The organism is Mesorhizobium sp. M1328, from assembly GCF_040318075.1.
In the GTDB taxonomy this organism is placed as follows: domain Bacteria; phylum Pseudomonadota; class Alphaproteobacteria; order Rhizobiales; family Rhizobiaceae; genus Mesorhizobium.
The window spans coordinates 598,177-618,458 of sequence record NZ_JAMYLO010000002.1; the positions used below are offsets into that span (position 1 = coordinate 598,177).

20 protein-coding genes are annotated in these 20,282 nt (G+C 64.0%); 8 read left to right on the forward strand and 12 right to left on the reverse strand.

Annotated elements, in window-relative coordinates:
• Positions 1 to 47: 47 nt before the first annotated feature.
• The 4 genes from NKH23_RS07540 to NKH23_RS07555 all read right to left on the reverse strand — a co-directional run bounded on the left by NKH23_RS07540 (position 48) and on the right by NKH23_RS07555 (position 3,291).
• Entirely contained in the window at positions 48 to 755 is a 708-nt protein-coding gene (locus tag NKH23_RS07540; RefSeq protein ID WP_353025748.1) for an LssY C-terminal domain-containing protein, read from the reverse strand.
• A 66-nt stretch (positions 756 to 821) separates the two neighbouring features.
• Positions 822 to 1,676: an extensin-like domain-containing protein gene (locus NKH23_RS07545; protein WP_353034407.1), complete on the reverse strand. Its 855-nt coding sequence runs from the start codon at positions 1,674 to 1,676 to the stop codon at positions 822 to 824.
• A 117-nt stretch (positions 1,677 to 1,793) separates the two neighbouring features.
• On the reverse strand, positions 1,794 to 2,753 hold the full coding sequence (locus NKH23_RS07550) for an extensin-like domain-containing protein (protein WP_352912489.1): 960 nt from the start codon (positions 2,751 to 2,753) through the stop codon (positions 1,794 to 1,796).
• Between the two features lie 112 nt (positions 2,754 to 2,865).
• Positions 2,866 to 3,291: a DUF3775 domain-containing protein gene (locus tag NKH23_RS07555; protein WP_292658164.1), complete on the reverse strand. Its 426-nt coding sequence runs from the start codon at positions 3,289 to 3,291 to the stop codon at positions 2,866 to 2,868.
• A 237-nt stretch (positions 3,292 to 3,528) separates the two neighbouring features.
• On the opposite strand from NKH23_RS07555, the gene NKH23_RS07560 reads away from it, so the two are divergent.
• Positions 3,529 to 4,089 (forward strand): tetratricopeptide repeat protein, encoded by a 561-nt coding sequence (locus NKH23_RS07560; protein ID WP_352912488.1) that lies wholly within the window; start codon positions 3,529 to 3,531, stop codon positions 4,087 to 4,089.
• Positions 4,090 to 4,406: 317 nt separating this feature from the next.
• Positions 4,407 to 4,880: a transcription elongation factor GreA gene (gene greA, locus NKH23_RS07565; RefSeq protein WP_023719113.1), complete on the forward strand. Its 474-nt coding sequence runs from the start codon at positions 4,407 to 4,409 to the stop codon at positions 4,878 to 4,880.
• Between the two features lie 138 nt (positions 4,881 to 5,018).
• Here greA and waaC read toward each other — a convergent pair whose 3' ends face one another.
• From waaC to rfaD, 3 genes are read right to left on the reverse strand one after another with little or no spacing between them, the layout of a single operon-like run.
• Complete coding sequence (gene waaC, locus NKH23_RS07570; protein ID WP_353034409.1) at positions 5,019 to 5,987, reverse strand: lipopolysaccharide heptosyltransferase I; 969 nt, start codon at positions 5,985 to 5,987, stop codon at positions 5,019 to 5,021.
• On the reverse strand, positions 5,984 to 6,991 hold the full coding sequence (gene waaF / locus NKH23_RS07575) for a lipopolysaccharide heptosyltransferase II (protein WP_353034411.1): 1,008 nt from the start codon (positions 6,989 to 6,991) through the stop codon (positions 5,984 to 5,986). The genes waaC and waaF overlap by 4 nt, the downstream gene beginning before the upstream one ends.
• The gene (rfaD, locus tag NKH23_RS07580) at positions 6,964 to 7,914 is read right to left on the reverse strand and encodes an ADP-glyceromanno-heptose 6-epimerase (protein WP_352713018.1); all 951 of its coding nucleotides are present in this window, start codon (positions 7,912 to 7,914) and stop codon (positions 6,964 to 6,966) included. The genes waaF and rfaD overlap by 28 nt, the downstream gene beginning before the upstream one ends.
• A gap of 175 nt (positions 7,915 to 8,089) precedes the next feature.
• Between rfaD and NKH23_RS07585 the strand changes: the two genes are divergently transcribed.
• The 3 genes from NKH23_RS07585 (at position 8,090) to NKH23_RS07595 (ending at position 10,923) form a co-directional block, all read left to right on the forward strand.
• Positions 8,090 to 8,722 (forward strand): LysE family translocator, encoded by a 633-nt coding sequence (locus NKH23_RS07585; protein ID WP_352713016.1) that lies wholly within the window; start codon positions 8,090 to 8,092, stop codon positions 8,720 to 8,722.
• 139 nt (positions 8,723 to 8,861) lie between these two features.
• Entirely contained in the window at positions 8,862 to 10,340 is a 1,479-nt protein-coding gene (rfaE1, locus tag NKH23_RS07590) for a D-glycero-beta-D-manno-heptose-7-phosphate kinase (protein WP_352713013.1), read from the forward strand.
• Positions 10,341 to 10,347: 7 nt separating this feature from the next.
• Positions 10,348 to 10,923 (forward strand): D-sedoheptulose-7-phosphate isomerase, encoded by a 576-nt coding sequence (locus NKH23_RS07595; protein WP_352713011.1) that lies wholly within the window; start codon positions 10,348 to 10,350, stop codon positions 10,921 to 10,923.
• 215 nt (positions 10,924 to 11,138) lie between these two features.
• Here the strand turns inward: NKH23_RS07595 and NKH23_RS07600 are convergent, their stop codons facing one another.
• Positions 11,139 to 11,615, reverse strand: coding sequence for an Lrp/AsnC family transcriptional regulator (locus NKH23_RS07600; protein ID WP_352469300.1), 477 nt, complete (start codon positions 11,613 to 11,615; stop codon positions 11,139 to 11,141).
• 267 nt (positions 11,616 to 11,882) lie between these two features.
• Here NKH23_RS07600 and trxB point away from each other — a divergent pair, with 267 nt between their 5' ends.
• Together trxB and NKH23_RS07610 are read left to right on the forward strand one after the other, a co-directional pair.
• Complete coding sequence (gene trxB, locus NKH23_RS07605) at positions 11,883 to 12,857, forward strand: thioredoxin-disulfide reductase (RefSeq protein WP_352713006.1); 975 nt, start codon at positions 11,883 to 11,885, stop codon at positions 12,855 to 12,857.
• Between the two features lie 97 nt (positions 12,858 to 12,954).
• Positions 12,955 to 13,851, forward strand: a complete 897-nt coding sequence (locus NKH23_RS07610; RefSeq protein WP_352713003.1) for a LysR family transcriptional regulator — start codon at positions 12,955 to 12,957, stop codon at positions 13,849 to 13,851.
• A gap of 269 nt (positions 13,852 to 14,120) precedes the next feature.
• Here the strand turns inward: NKH23_RS07610 and NKH23_RS07615 are convergent, their stop codons facing one another.
• Positions 14,121 to 14,762 carry a TetR/AcrR family transcriptional regulator gene (locus NKH23_RS07615; RefSeq protein WP_352912486.1) on the reverse strand — a complete coding sequence of 214 codons (642 nt, stop codon included), beginning with the start codon at positions 14,760 to 14,762 and terminating at the stop codon, positions 14,121 to 14,123.
• A 121-nt stretch (positions 14,763 to 14,883) separates the two neighbouring features.
• Between NKH23_RS07615 and NKH23_RS07620 the strand changes: the two genes are divergently transcribed.
• The gene (locus tag NKH23_RS07620) at positions 14,884 to 15,636 is read left to right on the forward strand and encodes an SDR family oxidoreductase (protein ID WP_352713000.1); all 753 of its coding nucleotides are present in this window, start codon (positions 14,884 to 14,886) and stop codon (positions 15,634 to 15,636) included.
• Positions 15,637 to 15,655: 19 nt separating this feature from the next.
• Here NKH23_RS07620 and NKH23_RS07625 read toward each other — a convergent pair whose 3' ends face one another.
• The 3 genes from NKH23_RS07625 to NKH23_RS07635 all read right to left on the reverse strand — a co-directional run bounded on the left by NKH23_RS07625 (position 15,656) and on the right by NKH23_RS07635 (position 20,148).
• Positions 15,656 to 16,153 carry a methyltransferase family protein gene (locus NKH23_RS07625; RefSeq protein ID WP_352712997.1) on the reverse strand — a complete coding sequence of 166 codons (498 nt, stop codon included), beginning with the start codon at positions 16,151 to 16,153 and terminating at the stop codon, positions 15,656 to 15,658.
• Between the two features lie 910 nt (positions 16,154 to 17,063).
• Positions 17,064 to 19,115, reverse strand: coding sequence for an elongation factor G (locus tag NKH23_RS07630; RefSeq protein ID WP_352912485.1), 2,052 nt, complete (start codon positions 19,113 to 19,115; stop codon positions 17,064 to 17,066).
• A gap of 166 nt (positions 19,116 to 19,281) precedes the next feature.
• Complete coding sequence (locus tag NKH23_RS07635; protein WP_352912484.1) at positions 19,282 to 20,148, reverse strand: alpha/beta fold hydrolase; 867 nt, start codon at positions 20,146 to 20,148, stop codon at positions 19,282 to 19,284.
• Positions 20,149 to 20,282 lie beyond the last annotated feature (134 nt).

The following is a 20,282-nucleotide window of genomic DNA, read 5'->3' on the forward strand; positions in this document are numbered from 1 at the left end:
CTCGTCGGGACGAAAATGGCTGTCAGACGGGAAGGCCGATTGCGCGCCTACGGCAGTTGCAGCAGGACGCCGATGATGGCCTTGCCGTCGGTGAAATAGGGATCGCCTTCGCCGTTGCGCCCGGTCTTTGTGGCGCCGACGCCTGGTATCTCGCTGGTCGAGATCAGCGTGCCGGCTGCGGAGAGGTCGCGCATCAGCGCATGGCGCTCGGCGTCGATGTCGGGGCCGATGTGGTGGGTGATCGCGCCGGTGTCATGGCTGAGGCCGACGCCGCGGTCGAAGCTTGCCGAGCCAAGCCAAAGCGGCCGGCCGTCGTCTCCGGTCGCATCGGTCTGCCAGAAGCGGACGTGGTGGCGCCGGTCGGCGCTGTCGCCGACCGGCTTTTCGAAGGCGAGGTCCTGGGCGCGTCCTTCGAACAGCAGCCGACTGACCGGCGCGTCGGGATAGGGGCGGTTAAACAGCACGCTTTCGCCGATCTCGATGGCGGTCTTCAGCGTGACCGCGTCTGCCGTATCCCAGCCGGCGACGGCAAAAGAATGGACAAGCTCCTTCTTGGTGCCGACAAGGCCGACATTGATCGGATCGCCCGGAATGCCTTGCGGCGTATGCGTCACCATCTCGAATTGGCGGCTGCGAAAATTGCGGTCCCGCAACGTCCAGAACTCAGGCGCGGCGAAATAGGCGAGCGAGAGATAAGCGGCACAGCATGCCACCAACCAGGTCGTTGCACGTCGTCGAAGGCTTCGTTGGCTCAAGAGGCACCACCCAAGCGTCTGCGCACCATCTTAATCGGCGCAGCAGGTCTTGGGCAGGGGCCGCAATCACCGGCAGGCGCGATAGCCGTTCTTGCGGTACTTGATGTCGAAATGGAAATGGTTGCGGTGGTCGTAATTGTAGCCGGGGCCGAGCACGGTGGTGAAATACTGGCAGCCGTCGGCGCGCACATTGTTGAGGAAGCCGCGTGTGCGGAAGGCGAACAGGCCGGGCTTGCGGACGTCGATGTCGTTGCCATTGTTGAGCTCGATGCTCATCACGTCGAGCGCATTGCCCTTGCCGTGTTCCGACAAAACACCTTCGCCGGCGATCCTGCGGCAGGAATAGCTCGAGCCCTGGTGAATGGTCTTGACGCCTGAAAAATAGCGCCAGCGGGCCGACGGGACGAGTTCGTTCCTGGTCCAGCCGGCAAAGGTGGCGGCCATGTCGCAGGTCAGCGTCGCGGCCGGCTTCATCTCGACGCTGCCGATGGCCGAGACCTTGACCGGATAGTCGATGCCGCACTGGCCTTCATGGATCGGCGCAACGTCGGTGTAGACGACGCCGAGGCGTTTCAGTTCCTTGCGGCAATCGATCTCTGCGGCCGGCATCTGTTCGGCCGGCGACATCGGGTTATCCAGGCGCGGATAGGCGGCCGTCATATAGGGATTGGACGGGACGAGACGCTGCATGCCGGAATATTCCGGGCCGGAATCTTGCGGGCCGGAATATTGTGGGTCGGAATTGGGCGGGACGGCAGCGGTCTGGCTGCCGACGTCGACGGCCGGCTGCAGCGACAGCACGCTGCCGGTGTTGCAGGCCGAGACCGCCGCAATGGCAAGCATGGCGGCAAGCCTGCCGGCCATGTGCGCGCATTCTGTGTGCCGCGCAGCGGCAAACGCAGCGCGAAATAGCCCGGCCATCGGAAGGGTTCCCTGTCCCTGGATGGCACAGACTCTAAACCTGAAGAGTAAAGGAAAAATCAGCGGCTGCGTTCACGCCTGCGGCTAAATTGCGGCGCCCATTATCGGCGGCCGAGGTCATTGGCAAAACGTGCCGCCATTGCGGCGCGGTTCGAGGTCGAAGTGGAGATGCAGCGAATGATCGGCATCGCTGCCGGGGCCAAGCACGGTCTTGAACGGCCCGCAGGCCGCCTTGCGCACTGCATCCAGGAATTTCGCGTCCTTCTCCGGCGGCGTTGGACCGACATCGATCTCTTTGCCGTCGGAGAGCGTGAAGCTGGCGATGTCGAGCGCGTTGCCGAAGGCGTGCTCCGACAGTTTGCCGCCGGCGTGGCGCGGCCGGCAGACGAAGGCGGAGGCCTGGCCGATCGATTTGATATCCGTGCCGAACTCGGCCTTTGCGGCAGGCTGGATGACCGAAGCAGCAAAGCGGACGGCCGCTTCCGCCATCTGGCAATTGAGCTCGGGCTCCGGGCCGATGGCGATGGATTTGCCGAGTGTCTTCAGCACGATCGGGTAGGGGATCGAGCAACCGACCGCCGTATCATGCTCGGGCTTGCGCTCCTCGAAATCGACGCCCATCGACTTCAGCCGCCTGCGGCAGGCCAACTCCTCGCCCGGCATTTCTTTCCCGGCAATGGCGGCCGATCGAGGATCTGGAAGGATTTTTTGCTCCGCCTTTTTGTCTGCCTCGGCCGGGTTTGGTGGCGCGCCCGGTGGGCTTGCCGGCGGCTCAGCCCGCGCCGGCTTTTCGGGCCGCTGCGGTGCAATCGCCGGCGGCTCCGGCTGCTCGGTCTTTGGTTCGCCATTTTGGGGCTGGCCGCTCTGGGGCTGGCCGTTCTGGGACTGACCGCCTTGGGGCTGAGTGGCCTGGGGCGGCTCCGGAGCATCCTCCGGGCGCGGTTCGGGGACCGGGATCTCGGTTGGTAGCGGCGGAGTGATTTGCCGGTTGAACTGCGGAACCGGTGCAGTTTGCGGTAGTTCGGGCGCCTTGGCTAAAACGGATCCCGTCAGCGACGTAGCCGCAACGACCAGCATCAATCTGTCCAATCTGAAAAGGCCAAACGCCGCCATTAGTTCGCAACGGCCAGAATGCGGGGAAGTTGCCTTGGGCGAGGGGGGCGGCCGATCACAATCGGTAACCGCGCCGTCACGCGCCGATCGCTTCCAGGCCTTCCTCGAGCCAGTCCGCCAGCAGCGGCATGCCGAGCAGATATTTTGCCGTGCGCTTGTTGGCGCGCTCGCGGGCGGCGGCCAGCGCGTCCGTCCATTCCGTAGCGTCATAGTCGCCGCGGCCGACCCAGGCCAACGCAATCAGTTCGGCCGCTTCGTCGACATTGAGATCGTCGATCAGCTCGCGCAGTTCCTCCTCGGTGAGATCTTCGGAACTTTCCTCGGCAAGGCCGTCATGATGGTGGTTGTCGTGCGCGTTGCCGTCGAGCTCTACCTCGTGCTCGGCGCCGTCGGCATAGTCTTCGTTGACGGCGGCGCTGAGCGCCTTCGCCTTGAGGATGAACAGGCGCACGGTGTCGGGACCGATCGAAAGCTCCCAGTCTCGTTCAACGCGTTGCTGCACCGGCCGTCTCCCTGCTTCGTGCTCGGTCGGCCCGATGATAGCGGATTTGCAGCGCTCGTCACGTTCTCTCGCGCGTCGGCGTTAATCGTGAAGCATGATTTCCGATGCCCTCTGTTCCCGGGATAAGATGGCCTTCCTGGGAGAGATCGCCGTTTTGAGGTAGGATGGCATTTTCCGGGGACGAAACGGCTTCGGCCCGGCGTTAGTGTTGCATTGTCAGGTTCAAAGGAGAGTTCGATGCGCAGACGATTGCTGATTTACGCCATGGCCATCGCCGCCCTGCCGCTGATTGCGGCTCCGGCGTTTTCGGCTGGTGAAGGCGGGGGAGGTGGTGGCGGCGGCGGCGGCAATGGCGGCGGCGGCGGCCAGAGCCAGTGCAAGAAGGGGGAGGCCTGGGACAAGAAGCAGAAGAAATGTGTCTCGCCGAAGCAAGGTATGCTGGACGACGACAGCATCTATGATGCCGGTCGCGCGCTGGCGATGGATGGACGCTATGACGAGGCGATCGCCGTGCTCAGCCTCGCCGCCAACAAGCAGGACCCGCGCATCCTCAACTATCTCGGCTATTCGCACCGCCATTCCGGCCGCATCACCGTCGGCCTCGGCTATTACGAGGAAGCGCTGCGCATCGACCCCAATTACACGCTGGTGCGCGAATATCTCGGCGAGGCACACCTGCAGATCGGCGATCTTGCCGGCGCCCAGGAACAGCTCCGCGAAATCGAGAAGCGCACGGGCAAGGGATCTCGCGAATACGGCATGCTTTCTGAGCAGATCGATCACTTCATGAGGAGCTAATCCGACCTCCGGGACGCTGCTCATAACCGGCTGCGGCGATCGCAGCCGGTTTTTTGCTATGCTGCACATGCTGCCCCGAACCGGAATTGGCCTCACGGTACACGTGATGCGCTCCTTGACGTTAGGTCAGCCGCGCCATCGGTGGATGATTTTTCAAAATCCGACTTTTTGGACGTGAAAAACCCGCGAACATTGCTATATCTTGCAAGATTGTGGTGAGACGGTTCCGTTAGCGAGGCTGCCGGACCGTTTTCTTTTTGTACCATCGACAAGGTCGCTCCCGATTGCGGGGGCGGCGGCAGGAAAGGTCAGGCATTATGAACAAGGTCCCGATGACAGGCGAGGGGTTCGCGTCATTGAAGGAAGAACTGCGCTGGCGCCAGCAACAGGAGCGGCCGCGTATTATCGAGGCGATTTCCGAAGCGCGCTCGCATGGCGACCTCTCCGAAAATGCCGAATATCACGCGGCAAAAGAGGCACAGAGCCTCAATGAGGGCCGGGTCAACGAACTCGAGGACCTGATCGCGCGGGCCGAGGTGATCGACGTCACCAAGCTCAGCGGCGACAAGGTCAAGTTCGGCGCCACCGTGGTGCTGGTCGACGAGGATACCGAGGAGAAAAAGACCTACCAGATCGTCGGCGACCAGGAAGCAGACGTGAAGTCCGGCCGCATCTCGATCTCCTCGCCGATCGCGCGTGCCCTGATCGGCAAGGAAGTCGGCGATGCCATCGAGGTCAATGCGCCGGGCGGCGCCAGGGGCTACGAGATCGTCCAGGTGCAGTTCATCTAGGACCTTTTGATAATTCTACTCTGGCGGCCGACTAGCGCGGTTTTCTGCGCTTCCGGTGCTCACGTACTTTAAGTACGCTCCGCTCCGGTTCTCGAAAACCACGCTATTCGACTCGCCAGAGCGAATTCTGAAAAGGTCCTATGCAGCGCCTTGTAATTTAAGCGCCAGCAATCTCTCGGCTTCCGCCATCACCTCCGGCGGCGTGACGCTACGGCCGGGCCTCGCCAGCAGCGTCGATGAGAATGGCCCGCGTGGCCCCGTCAGGCCGGGCTCCGTCGCCAGGAACACCGCCACCGTCGGCAGACCGAAAGCGCTGGCGAGATGGGTCAGGCCGGTGTCGGCGCCGATGACCAGCGCCGAGCCGCCGATGACAGCGGCGATCTCGGCAAGCGGCGACCTGGGAAACACCACGGTCTGCGCAACGGCGCCGGCGATCGCCTCGGCAACCGCCTTTTCCCGGTCGTTCGACCAGGTGGTGACCGGCGTCATTCCCGTGCCCACCAGCAGGCGGGCGGTTTCGATCCAGTCCGCGACCGGCCATTTCTTGTCCTCGCGGCTGGTGCCGTGCAGCAGGAAGGCGGTCTTTTCGCCGACAAATCTTCCGGCTGGCGGCACGATGCCCGATTCAAGCCGGGAAAAATCCGGCTCGTAGCCGAGCGCCAGCCCGAACAGCCGTCTCGTGCGCTCGATGGCATGCAGGCCGCGCGGCACGGCGTCGCGATGGCCATAAAACAGGCTCGCCGAAGGCTCGCGGGCGCTCGACCGGTCGAAACCGGCGATCGGTGCTGCCGCCAGCCGTGCCACCAGCGCCGATTTCAGCAAGCCTTGTGCATCGAGGACAAGGTCGTAGCGGCAATCTCGCAAGGCGCGGCGCAAGCCGACCACTTCCCGCCACGTGCCGGGCTGGAGCAGCTTCCTGCGCCAGCGCCGGATCGCCACGCTGTGGATGGTTTGGATGGCTGGATACAGCGCCACGATTCCGGCAAATGCCTCTTCCACGCACCAGTCGAAGGAGATATCCGGCCGGGCGCGGCGCGCATCCTCGACCGCCGGGAAGGTGTGGATGACGTCGCCCATCGACGACGTCTTGACGATCAGCACCTTCATGCGGCGGCCGGCATTTCCAGCAGCCGCTCCGCCGCAGCCACGACCCGTTCGACCTCCAGCGTCTTCAGGCAGTTGAGATGGCCGAGCGGGCAGGTCTTTCTGTGGCAGGGCGAACAGGACAGGCCGAGCCAGACCAGTTCGCGGCGCTCGGCGAGCGGCGGCGTGTTCTCAGGCGAGGTCGAGCCGTAGACGGCGACGACCGGCGTGCCGACGGCGGCGGCGACATGCATCAGCCCGCTGTCGTTGGAGACGGCGAGCCTCGCCGCCGCGATCAGGTCGATGGCATCCTCGAGCCTTGTCTGGCCGGCGAGATCGACGGCGCCCGACGCCAGCGCGGCGATTTCAGCCGTCACCTGGGCGTCGTTCTTCGATCCGAACAGTGCGACGCCAAACCCTTTCGCCATCATCTCGCGGGCAAGCCCGGCATAGTGTTCGCTCGGCCAGCGCTTGGCCGGGCCGAATTCGGCGCCCGGCATCAGTGCCACGAATTTCCCCGGCGTCAGCCCGAAACGGCCGAGCAGTGCCGCCTGGCTGGCTTGATCGACCGCAAGCTTCGGGGCCCGGAAGGCGCCGCCCCGGGCAAGGCTGAAATAGGCCTGCGCGGTGCGCCGTTTCAGGCGATCGGGCAACGGCACGATGTCGGTCAGCAGCCCATAGCGCATTTCCTTGAGATGGCCGACGCGGCGCGGAATACCGGCAAAGAACGGGATCAGCGCCGATTTCCAGCTTCCCGGCAGGACAAAGGCCATGTCGTAGCGGCCGCGCAGCAGGCGGCCGAAGCGCCTTCGGATGCGGAATTCGAACGCGCCGGATTTCAGCGGCACGTCGATCTGCTGGCGGATTTCGGGCATGCGCTTGACCAGCGGCGCTGCCCAGGCCGGCGCCAGCACGTCTATGGCGGCATCCGGATGAAGCTCCCTCAGCGCCGAGAATAGGCACTGGGCCATCACCATGTCGCCCACCCAGCGTGGGCCGATCACGAGGATCGTTGGGCTTTCAGCCATTCGACATAGTCTCTGACGCCGGTTTCCACTGTGCGGAACTGGCCATTGTAACCGGCTGCGCGCAAGCGGGACATATCAGCTTGCGTAAAGCTCTGGTAGCTGCCCTTGAGGTGGTCGGGAAACTCGATGAACTCGATCTGGCCTTGGCCGAGCGTATCGATCACCGTTTCGGCAATGGCGCGGAAGGGCTGGGCCTTGCCTGTGCCGCAGTTGAAGATGCCGCTCGAACCGCGTCTCCACAGCCACAGATTGACGTCGGCGACATCGCCGACATGGATGAAATCGCGGCTCTGCTCGCCGGGCCCGAAACCGTCATAGGCGCCGAACAGCTTGGGGTTTTCGCCGCGTTCGACCTGGTTGAACAAATGGAAGGCAACAGAGGCCATGGCGCCCTTGTGCGCCTCGCGCGGTCCGTAGACGTTGAAATAACGCAGGCCCGCCACCGGCGAATGATCCGTATCGAATACGGTACGGCGGACATAGTCGTCGAACAGCTTTTTCGAATAGGCATAGACGTTGAGCGGGCGTTCGTATTGCGGCTCCTCGCGGAACTCGGCGCCGCCGCCATAGACCGAAGCGGACGAGGCATAGAGGAAGGGCACGCGCAGGGCCAGGCAGGCGTGCAGCAGGCGCTTCGAATAGGTGTAGTTGACCTCCATCATGAACTTGCCGTTCCATTCGGTGGTGGTCGAGCAGGCGCCCTGGTGGAAGACGGCCTCGATGCGGCCGAGGTCTCCGGCCTCCATCCGCGCCAGGAAATCGTCCTTGTCGAGATAGTCGGCGATCTCGAGATCGGCGAGGTTGGCGATCTTGTGGCCGTAGGTGAGGTCGTCGACGACGAGGATGTCGCTGAAACCGTCGGCGTTGAGCGCGGCGACGATGTTGGAACCGATCATGCCGGCGCCGCCCGTGACGATGATCATGAAAGCCTCTGGTACCTTGTGCCGGTTGTAGCCCTTGTGGGATTCTGGCCTTATAGGGGAGGCGGGCCGGGCTGTCGACAAAGCAGGTGGCGGGCGGCCGGATGAGCGCCATAGTGGCGCCGCAAAGGTCACGTTTCAGTCGGCCTGCCGGCCGACCGGCGACAGGAGCAAGGCAATGCCGTCAACCGAACTGCTTGTCGCCTTTTTTGCCACCACGGCGATCTTCGCCTATATCCCCGGCCCCGCCATGCTCTATGCCGCCGCGCAAACCATGGCGCGCGGCCGCTGGTCCGGCCTGATGGCGGCGCTCGGCATCCATCTTGGCGGCTACGTTCATGTCTTCGCCGCCGCTGTTGGCCTGTCGGTGCTTTTCCATGCCGTGCCGGTGCTTTACATGGCAGTCAAGCTGGTCGGTGCGCTGTATCTGATCTGGCTCGGTGTTTCGCTGTTTCGCGCCAAGGCGCAAGGCGATGCCGTCTTGCCGGGAATTCAGCCGAAATCTGCCCGCCGCGCCTTTTTCGAGAGCGTTGCCGTTGAGGTGCTCAACCCGAAAACGGCGATTTTCTTCATGGCGTTCCTGCCGCAATTCATCGATGCCTCGGCAGCGTTTCCGGTCTGGCTGCAGTTCGTCGTGCTTGGAACGATCGTCAATTTGATGTTCTCGTCGGCCGACATTGTTTGCGTGGTGCTGGCCGGCGCGGTGATCGCCAGGCTGCGGCAGTCGAGCCGGGCGCAGCGCCTGATGCGGCGCGCCGGCGGTACGGTGCTCGTCGGGCTGGGCATGCATGTCGCGTTGCAGAAAAGCTGACGCACTGTCTCGCCGCCGCGATCGGTCGAAGGCCTACCGTTGCGTCGGCTGAAATTGCGGTATATCGGCATCGCCTTGAACGGCCGGCCCTGCCAATCGAGTTTCCCTGTCACTGAAATCGGCTCTCCCGCGCGTTGACATGATCAAGCTTCCTTCACCCGAACCTCTTCACCGCGCCATCTCGCGCTTCGGCAACGCCACCGTGCTGGTGGTCGGCGATTTCATCCTCGACCGTTTCGTCAATGGCGTGATCGAGCGCATTTCGCCGGAAGCGCCGATCCCCGTGCTGCACGGGCGCGGCGAAACGCTGGCCATGGGCGGCGCCGGCAATGTCGTCGCCAATATCGTTTCGCTCGGCGCTGCCGCGATACCGGTCTCGGGGATCGGCGCTGACGAGGCCGGCAAGAACGTCATGCGCATGCTCGGCGAATTTCGCGTCGACACCGGCGGGCTGGCGCAGGATGCCGATCGCATGACCTCGTCCAAAAGCCGGTTCAGCGCGCTCAACCAGCAGGTGCTGCGTTTCGACGAAGAGGAAATCAAGCCGCTGGGCGATGCCGAGCGCGCGACATTGGTCGGGCATTTTCGCGAAGCGCTGGCGCGCGCCGACATCGTCATCCTGTCCGACTATGGCAAGGGCGTGCTGCTCGGCGGCGTCGCCGGCGAGCTGATCTCGATTTGCCGGGAAGCGGGCAAGCCGGTGCTGGTCGATCCGAAGGGCAGCGATTATGCGCGTTATGCCGGCGCGACGGCAATCACGCCCAACCGCAAAGAACTCGGCGAGGCGGTCGGGCGCGCAGTGTTTGCCGACGACGAAATCGAGGCGGCGGCGCGCCAGCTGATTTCGGCGCACGGTTTCGATTTCGTCGTCGCGACGCGCAGCGAAAAGGGCATGAGCGTCGTCGGTGCGGACGACGCCCGCCATATCGCCACGCAGGCGCGCGAAGTGTTCGACGTTTCGGGCGCCGGCGACACGGTGATCGCGACCTTCGCGCTGGCCCTGGCGGCAGGGGCCGATCGCGTCATGGCCGGATCCATCGCCAACGCAGCCGGCGGCGTTGTCGTCGGCAAGCGCGGCACGGCGCGGCTGACGATCGAGGAACTCACCGGTGCGCTGTTTCGCTCGCACGGCCCGGTTGCCCACAAGGATGCCATCCTCGATGCCGCCGCCGCGGCGCGGCTGGTGGGGGCCTGGAAGGACGAGGGCTTGAGCGTCGGTTTCACCAATGGCTGTTTCGATATCCTGCATGCCGGCCATGTCAGCCTGTTGCATGCGGCGCGCAGCCAGTGCGACCGGCTGGTGCTCGGCCTCAACAGCGATGCCTCGGTGCGCCGGCTGAAAGGGCCGGGACGCCCGGTCAACGACCAGCATGACCGGGCCTGCGTGCTGGCAGCACTTGCCTCGGTCGACGCCGTCGTCATCTTCGAGGAGGATACGCCGCTTTCGCTGATCGAGGCGCTGAGCCCCGACATACTGGTCAAGGGCGCCGACTATACGGTCGATCAGGTGGTTGGCGCCGATGTCGTGCAGAAGGCCGGCGGGCGCGTCGTGCTGGTCGATCTCGTCGCCGGCAAGAGCACGACCGGCACCATCGGCAGATTGCGCGCCGGGAACTGAGGGTTTCATGTCCGAACTGAACGATTACCTGGTCCGCTCGGCGGCTGCGATTTCGGCGATGGTGGAGCGCGACCTGACCAGCGAGATGGAGCGGGCGGTCAACGCCGTCGTCGCCGCGCTTTCGCAGGGCAAGGTGCTGCTGATAGCCGGCAATGGCGGCTCGGCCAGCGACGCCATCCACATCGCCGGCGAGTTGGTCGGCCGCTTCCTCAGGGAGCGCAAGGCCTACAACGTCATCGCGCTGCCGGCCAACGCGGCAGTGCTGACCGCCTGGGGGAATGATTACGGCTTCGACACGGTGTTTGCACGCCAGGTCGAGGCGCATGGCTCGGCGGGCGCCGTGCTGCTCGCCATCTCGACCAGCGGCAATTCGCCAAGCATCCTCGCCGCCGCCCAACAGGCGCGCATGATGGGCATAACGGTGATCAGCCTGACCGGCGACACCGGCGGCAAGCTGAAGCCGCTCTCCGACATCCTGCTCAACGTACCCTCGACCTCGACGCCGATCATCCAGCAGGGGCATCTGTGCCTCTATCACCATTTGTGCGAAATGGTCGAAGAGCGCCTCTGCGACGCGGGGTGATCGGGCATTCGGAGTTGATGCCGTGGGCGAAGCTGCAATCTCCCCCGAAAGGGGGGAGATCGGCAAATTCATCGAGGTCGCCACATTTTGTTCTTGCTTTGTGCCGGCAGCTATGCTACTAATTTGGGTATGGTGATGATTCCCACCGACGACCCGCTCCCGAGGCGGGTTTTTTGTTTCCGGTTTTTTGTTTCTCAGGCGCCTTGCCTGGTCTCTCAAGCCGAAAACGCCACCAGCCCTTCGTCTTTGACCCGCCGGATGGTCAGCGCGGTTCGCACCGTATCGACATTTGGGGCCGAGGCCAGTTCCTCGATGACGAAGGTCTGGAAGGTGCCGAGGTCGCTCGCTACGCAATGCAGCAGGAAATCGGACTCGCCCGACACCATCCAGGCATCGCGAACGATCGGCCAGCCGCGGGTTCGCTCGGCGAAGGTCTTGAGCTCGGCGTCGGCCTGGTGATGCAGGCCGATCAGGCAGAAGGCGACGACGTCGAGGCCGAGCGCCGGTGCGTTGAGCAGTGCGCGGTAGCCGCGGATGATGCCGGCCTCTTCCAACCGCCGGACGCGGCGCAGGCACGGCGGCGCCGAAATGCCGACGCGGCCCGACAGTTCGACATTGGTCATGCGTCCGTCCTGCTGAAGCTCGCGCAGGATCTTCCAGTCGATGGCATCGAGATCGGCCTTGATCGGCATGGTGGCTTCCGTGCGGCTTCCGTGGTGACGCGAAAGAATCTTTCGCGACTTTGTAGTTAAACGACTTTGCTGTCTATTCCATCCGCTGGATCGAGGATTTTCGCATCATCTTGCTGCGGGTTGCTTGTCGCCGTCGCCGGCGCCGAAGCTTTCCGGGGACGAACGGCAACTTGCCTTGCTGGCGTCGCAGGCAACACTTACATTACGCGCAACAATCGACGAGAGTTCATGCCACAATCCATGGCTGCTCCCCCGCAGAGGCTTTTCATGATCACCAAGCACGCGCCTGTTCTCATCATCGGCTCCGGCCCTGCCGGCTATACGGCGGCGATCTATGCCGCCCGCGCCATGCTCAAGCCGATGCTGGTCGCCGGCCTGCAGCAGGGCGGGCAACTGATGATCACCACCGACGTCGAAAACTATCCGGGCTTCGCCGAACCGATCCAGGGTCCATGGCTGATGAGCGAAATGCTCAGGCAGGCCGAGCATGTCGGCACCGACATCGTCAACGACATCATCACCGAGGTCGACCTCAACGTGCGGCCGTTCCGCGCCAAGGGCGATTCCGGCACGATCTATACCGCCGACGCGCTGATCATCGCCACCGGCGCTCAGGCGAAATGGCTGGGCATCCCGAGCGAACAGACCTTCATGGGGTTTGGCGTTTCGGCCTGCGCCACCTGCGACGGCTTCTTCTACCGCGGCAAGGATGTCGCGGTGATCGGCGGCGGCAATTCGGCGGTGGAGGAAGCGCTCTATCTCTCCAACCTGGCCAAGAGCGTCACCGTCATCCACAGGCGCAGCGATTTCCGCGCCGAGCGCATCCTGCGCGAGCGGCTGCTGCGGAAAGACAATGTCCGCGTCATCTGGGACACGGTGGTCGACGAGGTCACCGGCCGGCCCGGCAAGGCGCCGATGCCGCCTTCGGTCGAAGGGCTGAAGCTGCGCAACGTGGTGACTGGGCAGGAGATGCATCTGGTGGTCGACGGCGTGTTCGTGGCGATCGGCCACGCGCCGGCGGTCGAGCTGTTTGCCGGCAAGCTGAAGCAGAAGCCGAACGGCTATCTGTGGACGGCGCCGGATTCGACCCGCACCGACATGCCGGGCGTGTTCGCCGCCGGCGACGTGACCGACGATATCTACCGCCAGGCGGTGACGGCTGCCGGGCTCGGTTGCATGGCCGCGCTCGAGGCGGAAAAATATCTGGCAGGGATCGAGGTTCACCGCGAAGCGGCGGAGTGATTGTTCGACAAGCGGCTGAGAAGAGCCGCGCAAAAGCCTGATTTTTCATTCAGACGCCATAACAGGCGGACGCCAGAAAACAGGACGAGGGGAAATCATGGCGTTGGATTGGGACAAGCTACGCGTGTTTCACGCCGCAGCGGAAGCGGGGTCGTTCACGCATGCGGCGGAAACACTGCATTTGTCGCAATCGGCGATCTCCCGGCAGGTCAGCGCGCTCGAGCATGATGTCGGCGTCCCGCTGTTCAACCGCCACGCTCGCGGCCTGGTGCTGACCGAGCAGGGCGAGATGCTGTTCCGCACGGCGCACGACGTGCTGATGAAGCTCGAAACCATCAAGTCGCGACTGACCGAAACCAAGGACCGGCCCTCCGGCGTGCTCAGGGTGACGACCACGGTCGGCCTCGGCGCCGGCTGGCTGACCGAGCGCGTGCAGGAGTTCATCGAGCTCTATCCCGAGGTCAGCCTGCAGCTCATCCTGGCCAATGAGGAACTCGACCTCACGATGCGCCAGGCCGACTGCGCCATCCGGTTGCGCCAGCCGCAGCAGCCGGACCTTATTCAGCGCCGTCTGTTCACCGTGCATTTCCATCTCTACGCGGCGCCCTCCTATGTGAACAAACACGGCAAGCCGAATTCGATCGCCGAGCTGAAGGCCCATCGCATCGTCACCTTCGGCGTGCCGGTGCCGGCGCACCTGTCGGAACTGAACTGGCTGGAGACGGTCGGCGATTTCGAAGGCGGGCAAAGGGTGCCGACGCTGCAGATCAACGACATCCTATCGATCAAGCGGGCGGTGCAGGGCGGCGCCGGTATCGCCATGCTGCCCGATTACGTGGTCAGCAAGGATTCGGGGCTGGTGCAGTTGCTGCCCGAGACCGAGGTGCCGTCCTTCGATACTTATTTCGCCTATCCCGACGCGATGAAGAACCAGGCGAAGCTGCATGTCTTCCGCGATTTCATCATCGCCAAGGCGCGCAGCTGGTCGTTTTAGTTTCTAGTCAGCCCGCCGGCTTTCCGAGCAACGTCGGCGATTGGCGAAAGCTTCGGCGAAAGCGTCCTTCTCCCCGCCACTATACGGGGAGAAGATGGCGGTAGCCAGATGAGGTGCAGCACCAGCCTTTGTCGTACTTGGCTTGGCTCGGCGATGGGCAGTCCTGATATGTCGTGCCGCCCCTCATCGCCCTGCCGGGCACTTCTCCCCGTATAGTGACGGGGAGAAGGGGGCTGTATCGCCGGTTTCGCTAATTATCGGCTTCTGGGCTAGGAGCGCGCCGGCGTGCTGGCGCCGTAGCGCAAACCATCGACGAGCAGGGCAACCATGCGCCGCGCCTGGGCAGGGCCGCCACCATGTGCCGGCATGGCAAGGCTGGCGGCCGCCCCCAACAGGTCGCCCGGCTCGATATCGGCGCGCACCTCGCCGGCCGCGGCCGCTGCCTCTAGCAATGTTTGGAGCGCGGGCCGGAGCCGTTGGTTGAAATAGGCAGGCAAAGTCTCGAAGGCCGGATTGCCTGAGTACAAGGCTGCCGCGAGGCCGCGTTTTGCCGTGATGAAATCCACGTAGCGCTGCATCCACAGGGCCAGCGCTTCACCCGGCTCATGCTTCCTGGCCAGGATCGGCGCGGCGTCCGCACAGGCGTCAACCTCGTTGCGGAAGACGGCCACGATCAGGTCCGAGCGCTGTGGAAAGTGGCGGTAGACGGTGCCGACGCCGACGCCAGCCTTTTCCGCGATCTCTCGCACCGGAGCCTCCACGCCGGAGGTCGCGAACACCGCCATGGCCGCCCGGAGCAACGCGTCGATGTTGCGCCGTGCGTCGGCGCGCACGTGGCGATCCGCGCGGTCGCGGGGTTCCAGACCATCGCCTTGATCTTTCGTTTTGCCGTTCGGCGCTTTTTCGTCCATCAAATTGCCTCTTGCAAACGGAACCTTGTTCCGGATATATATGGAACGTGGTTCCGTTTGACTTGTATCTAGCACGGCAAGGCGGTGTTGGCCACACGTCGGTGCACAGAAGGAGATTACCATGCAGGACAAACCCGTCGCCCTGGTCACCGGGGCCAACAAGGGCATCGGTCTTCAGATCGCCAAGGATCTCGCGGCGAACGGCCTCACCGTGCTCGTAGGATCGCGCAGGCTCGAGCATGCGGAGGCAGCCGCAAAGAGCATCGGAGGGGATGCCCACGCCCTGCAGCTCGACGTCACCGACCAGGCGTCGATCGCCGCCGCGGCAGAGCGCATCCGTATCGAACTCGGCCGCCTCGACGTGCTGGTGAACAATGCCGGCATCTCCCATGCGGGAAAGCCGGGCAGGCCGCTCGAGGAGATCATCAACTCGGGCCGCCCGAGTGTTGCCTCTCTCGACGACGTACGCGCGGTGTTCGAGACGAACGTGTTTGGCGTCATCGCCGTCACGCAAGCGATGCTGCGGCTCCTTCGTGAGGCGCCGGCGGCACGTATCGTCAACGTATCGAGCGGCGCCGGCTCGCAAACATTGAACGCGGATCCGGCCTTTCCGTACCGCACTTCGTTTGGCGCCGTTTACAACCCGTCGAAGACGGCGGTCAACGCGATGACGCTCGCCTTCGCCATCGAGCTCCAGGAGACCGGCATCAAGGTCAACGCTGCGTGCCCGGGCTACACCGCGACGGAGCTGAACAACTTCGAAGGTCCGCGCACCGTCGAACAGGCCGCGCGGGAGCCCGTGCGCCTCGCGCTTCTCGACGCGAACGGTCCGACGGGCACGTTCTCGAACGAGGACGGCCCGCTGCCGTGGTGACGCAGCCTTCGAGGCTGCTTCAGCCGCGCCAAGGTGTCAGGCGGGGCAGCCAGCCTGGTACGGCGCGGCGGTAGGCTTCGTATTCGTCGCCGTAGCGGCGGGCAAGCGTCGGTTCCTCATATAGTTTCACGAAGGAGATCATGGCGGCCGCGGCGATGATTAGATAAGCAGCGACCGTCCAGCTCGAAAACAGCAGCGCCTGGCCGAGGACGATCGACAGCACGGCGACGTACATCGGGTTGCGGACATGGCGGTAGATGCCGCCGACGACCAGCCTTTCGGTCGGCGCGACCGGGGCGGGCGTACCCAGGCCCTCCAGGGCAAACCGGGCGAAGGCATGCAGCAGTATGGCTGTGCCGGCGATAACCAGCAGCCAGCCCACAGGAACGAAACCGGGCAGTCTCGACCAGGGCAGGCGATAGCGGTCGGTCAGCAGCCAAGGCACCAGTCCGGCGACCACGCCGGGCGCTGCAGCAAGGAAGATGACGCTGCCGGCGATCGCCGAAGCGGCCCGCATGGAGGTCTCCTTACCTAGAGCCTGTTCCATCCCGATAGAATCGGGTTGGAGCTCTATCTTCCTGTTCGACCGGGATCATGCTCCAAGGCGCGCCCTTGAACGGTCTCCTGCGACGCGCTTCAGGTCTTGTCCTTGGCATGTAAACCAAACCGCTGCACCCTCAGGTCAAGCTCGATGGCGGGCTTTTAGGCGACATGCACCAGCAAGGTCTGGCTGCCGAAAAAACAAACGCGTGCTGCACGATTCTACGTCATCCTGCGTTTTTCGACTTTCCGAGCAGGAATCGCTGCTGATTCGCGGCTGCAGATCGATTTTTCCCTTGCCGCACGCTGCATTTCAGCGATTCAACTGGTCCTATTGGGCTTCGGGACGGATTAGACCACAGCCGACGCCTTTTTGCATGTGTGTGTTGCAAAATAGATGCTTGTTTCTTGGGCATGAAGAGCACATATATAGATCATCTCCTGAGCGCGTTCTCCTCCCATTAGCGCTCTCGAGTGTTCCCCTCTGGAGGTTAGCCTTAACAGGCACTTCCAATCAAACTCAGCCGGGTCTTCATTGATCCGGCTTTTTTGTTGCCTGAAACCAACACATCGCCAGAAAATCGGCCGGAACGGCCGCGTAACAGTGACATGTAACCTCGGGTAACATGCCGCGGGCGCGCCAAATCGATTAAGCAGAACATAGGACGCGGTGTGGTTCGTCCGGGGGATGGGGGCATCACTCGGACGATCCGGGCTCAGGCGGCTACCGCGTCCGAACCTTCCTCCGCCGCCGGGCACCGGCGGCAAGTATGCGGCGGACCTGCCGTTTCGCCTCCCACGAAGACGGTCCGCAACGAAACGGCGCCCGGATGGTCCGGGCGCCGTTTCCTTGTGTGTCCCTTGTGTTCTGGCCGCCAGCTGCCGTTTCAGGCGGCCTTGCCGTTGGTGTTCAGCGCTTCGTCGGCCAACCGGCCGGTGAGTTCGGCCATGTGGTCGAAGACGGCCCGGTAGCTGGCGACACCCGCTGTGGCCGAACGCAGCTCGATGATGAGGTCGCCGATCTCGGCCTGCGGCATGGTCGCCTCGACCACGTCCCATCCCGGCCAATCGGGCCGCGCGTCGTAGCCGAGGATCTGGCCGCGCCGCTGCGGGATCAGCGCGATGATCTTCGACGTCGCATCCGACGGCGTGACGATCTCGACCTTCATTACCGGCTCGAGCAGCACCGGCGAGCACGCGGCCATGCCTTCCTTCATCGCCAGCTTCGCTGCCATCTGGAAGGCCATGTCGGAGGAATCGACCGCATGGTAGGAGCCGTCGGAGAGGTTGACGGCAACATCGACGACCGGGAAGCCGAGCGGGCCGGATTTCAGATAATCGCGCACGCCGGTCTCGACCGACTGGATGTAGGTCTTCGGCACGACGCCGCCGGTGATCGTATCGGTGAACTGGAAGCCTGACCCGCGCGGCAGCGGTTTGATCTCCAGCACCACATCGCCGAACTGGCCGTGGCCGCCCGATTGTTTCTTGTGGCGGCCGCGCTGCTGCGTCGCTTTGCGGATCGTCTCCCGATAGGGCACGGCCGGCACATGGCCTTCGATCGGGATCTGGTTCTTGCCTTCCAGCCGCTCGCGCACGACGCGCAGATGCATCTCGCCATGACCGGACAGCACGGTTTCGGCCGAATCCTGGTTGTGATGCAGGTTGAGCGAGGGATCTTCCTCGGCCAGGCGCTGGATGGCCGCCGACATCTTGACCTCGTCCTTGCGCTCCTTCGGTCGCAGCGCGAAGGCGAAGACCGGTTGCGGCGGCGCCAGCGTGACCAGCGGCTTGATGCCGCCCTTGGTCGAGCTCAGCGTCTGGCCGGTCCTGACGGCGTCCAGCTTGCCGAGCGCGACCGTGTCGCCGGCCTTGGCCGAAATCAGCTTGACCTGGTCCTTGCCGAGCATCTTGTAGATGCCGGAGACCTTTGCCGTCTCGCCGGTGGAAAGGAACAGCTCGGCTGCGTCGGCGACCTGGCCGGACAGGATGCGCGAGACCGACAGCTTGCCGCCATGCGCGGTGTGGATGGTCTTCATCACCTGGACCACGGTGGCATTGCCGTCGGGCGCGCCGAGACGCTGGCGCGTCGCCTCGATGTCGGGTGCGTCGTGACGGATCGCCTTCAACAGGCGCAGCACGCCATTGCCCTTCTCGGCGGTGCCGATCAGCACCGGCGTCACTATGCCGTCGCGCAGGTCGGCGGCAAGATCGTCGAAGATCGCGTCCTTCGGCGGTTCGATCTCGTCCAGCAATTGCTCCATCAGCCGGTCGTCATGGTCGGCGAGCGTCTCCAGCATGGAAAAACGCGCCTCGAGCTCGCGCGCCTTGTCGTCGCTCGGGATCTGGGCGACCTCGCTCTCGGCATATTCGCGATAGATGTAGGCACGCTCCAAAGCGAGGTCGATCGAGCCGATGACGACGCCGTCCTTGCGCAGCGGGATCTGGCGCAGCAGCAGAGGCACCGAGCTTGCCGGCTGCAGCATCTTCAGCGTGTCGCGCACGCCTGCTATCGCCTTGTCGACCTTGTTCAGGAACAGCATGCGCGGCACGCCGAGATCGTCGAGCTTGCGCATGATCAGCTGCAGGGCAGGGATCTTCTTCTCGTCAGCCTCGGCAACGACCACGGCGACGTCGCAGGCGGCCAGCACCGGCTCGGCTTCGAAGGAGAATTCGATGGAGCCGGGACAATCGACGAAGGTGAACGGCTCGCCCATGAAATCGGTGGTGGCGAAGGTCGCCTCGACGCTCATGCCGTGAGCGCGCGCCTCGGGCGAATGATCGGAAACGGTATTTCCCGACGAAACGGGATTCTGGCGGGGAATGGCGCCTGTACGGGCGAGTATGGCTTCGAGAAGTGTCGTCTTACCGCTTGCGAAGGGACCGACTATGGCAATGCATTTCGGTCCCGTGCGTCGTCCTCCGGCGCGAGTACCCATGGCTGACCTCCACTCAGGCGTTTCCCTGTGAGCGGCGGCCGGCCTGTCGGCCGTCGCGGGCGAGGCTTTTTTCAATTTGCCACCTACCCAAAAGGCATCGTCCCACGGGCAGGCCGGGAGGGCAAGGGATTTGAAGTTGAAGGGATTTGAAGTTGAGGGGCTGGGTTCAGCCGGTGCCGGCTAGGCGCGACGCCAGCGGGGTTGCGTCGACGCGCTGCACTGCCACCGTCTCGGCAAAGCGCGCGAGCAACGGATTGAACCGGTCCGCACGCTCCCAGAAAGGCGCATGCCCGGCACCGGGAATGATGTGGCACTGCTCCCACAACGAGCCGTAGGCGAGCGTTTCAAAATAGCCGAGCCGGACGAACGGGTCGTTCTCGCCATTGACGATGGCAACCGGAAATGCCGCCTGCTCGACCACTTGTCTCTGGTCGGCGCCCTTGCCGGTGAGCATGCCGCGCGTCACCGCGGCGCGCAGCCGGCCGTCGGTGCGCAGGATGGCTTGGCGGAAGGACGGATCGGCGGTGTCGCCGAAACACAGCGTCTCGAAGCGCTCGGCATCGCGTTCGGAATACGTCTTTTTGGACGCCAGCAGCATGTCCCAATGCGCGTGGAAGCCGCGCAGCATGCCGAAAGGACCCTTCGATACCGGCGGCGCGCCGGTCAGCATCAGCCCGCCGACGGCGCGGTGAAAACTCGCGAGTTCGATTGCCACGTGCCCGCCAAGCGACCAGCCGAAGACGACGGCGCGGCCGATGCCCAAGGCATCGAGGAGCTGAGCCGCCGATTGGGCAAGGCCGGCGATGGTGTAGTCCGTCGCCGGATCGCGGGCGTCCGAGGATTCGCCATGGCCGGGCAGGTCGAAAGCAATCAACCGATGGGCAGCGGCCAACGGGCTGTCGAACTGGCGGGCGAATACGGCGCGCGAACTGCCCGAGCCGTGGATCAGGACAAGCGGGATGCCGGGTCCCGACGACTGGCTGAGGCGCAAATCCGCTTGCGGCGTGCGGATCGTGCGGTGGGAAACGGCCATATCTGGTTGGACCTTGGGATTGTCTCCAGGTCAACATCGCATGCCGAGGTCACCATGTTGTTTAGAACGGTGGTTAAGAAATGATTTCTCGGTTTCTGCCGGGTATGATGAACGAATCCACCACAGCTAACCCC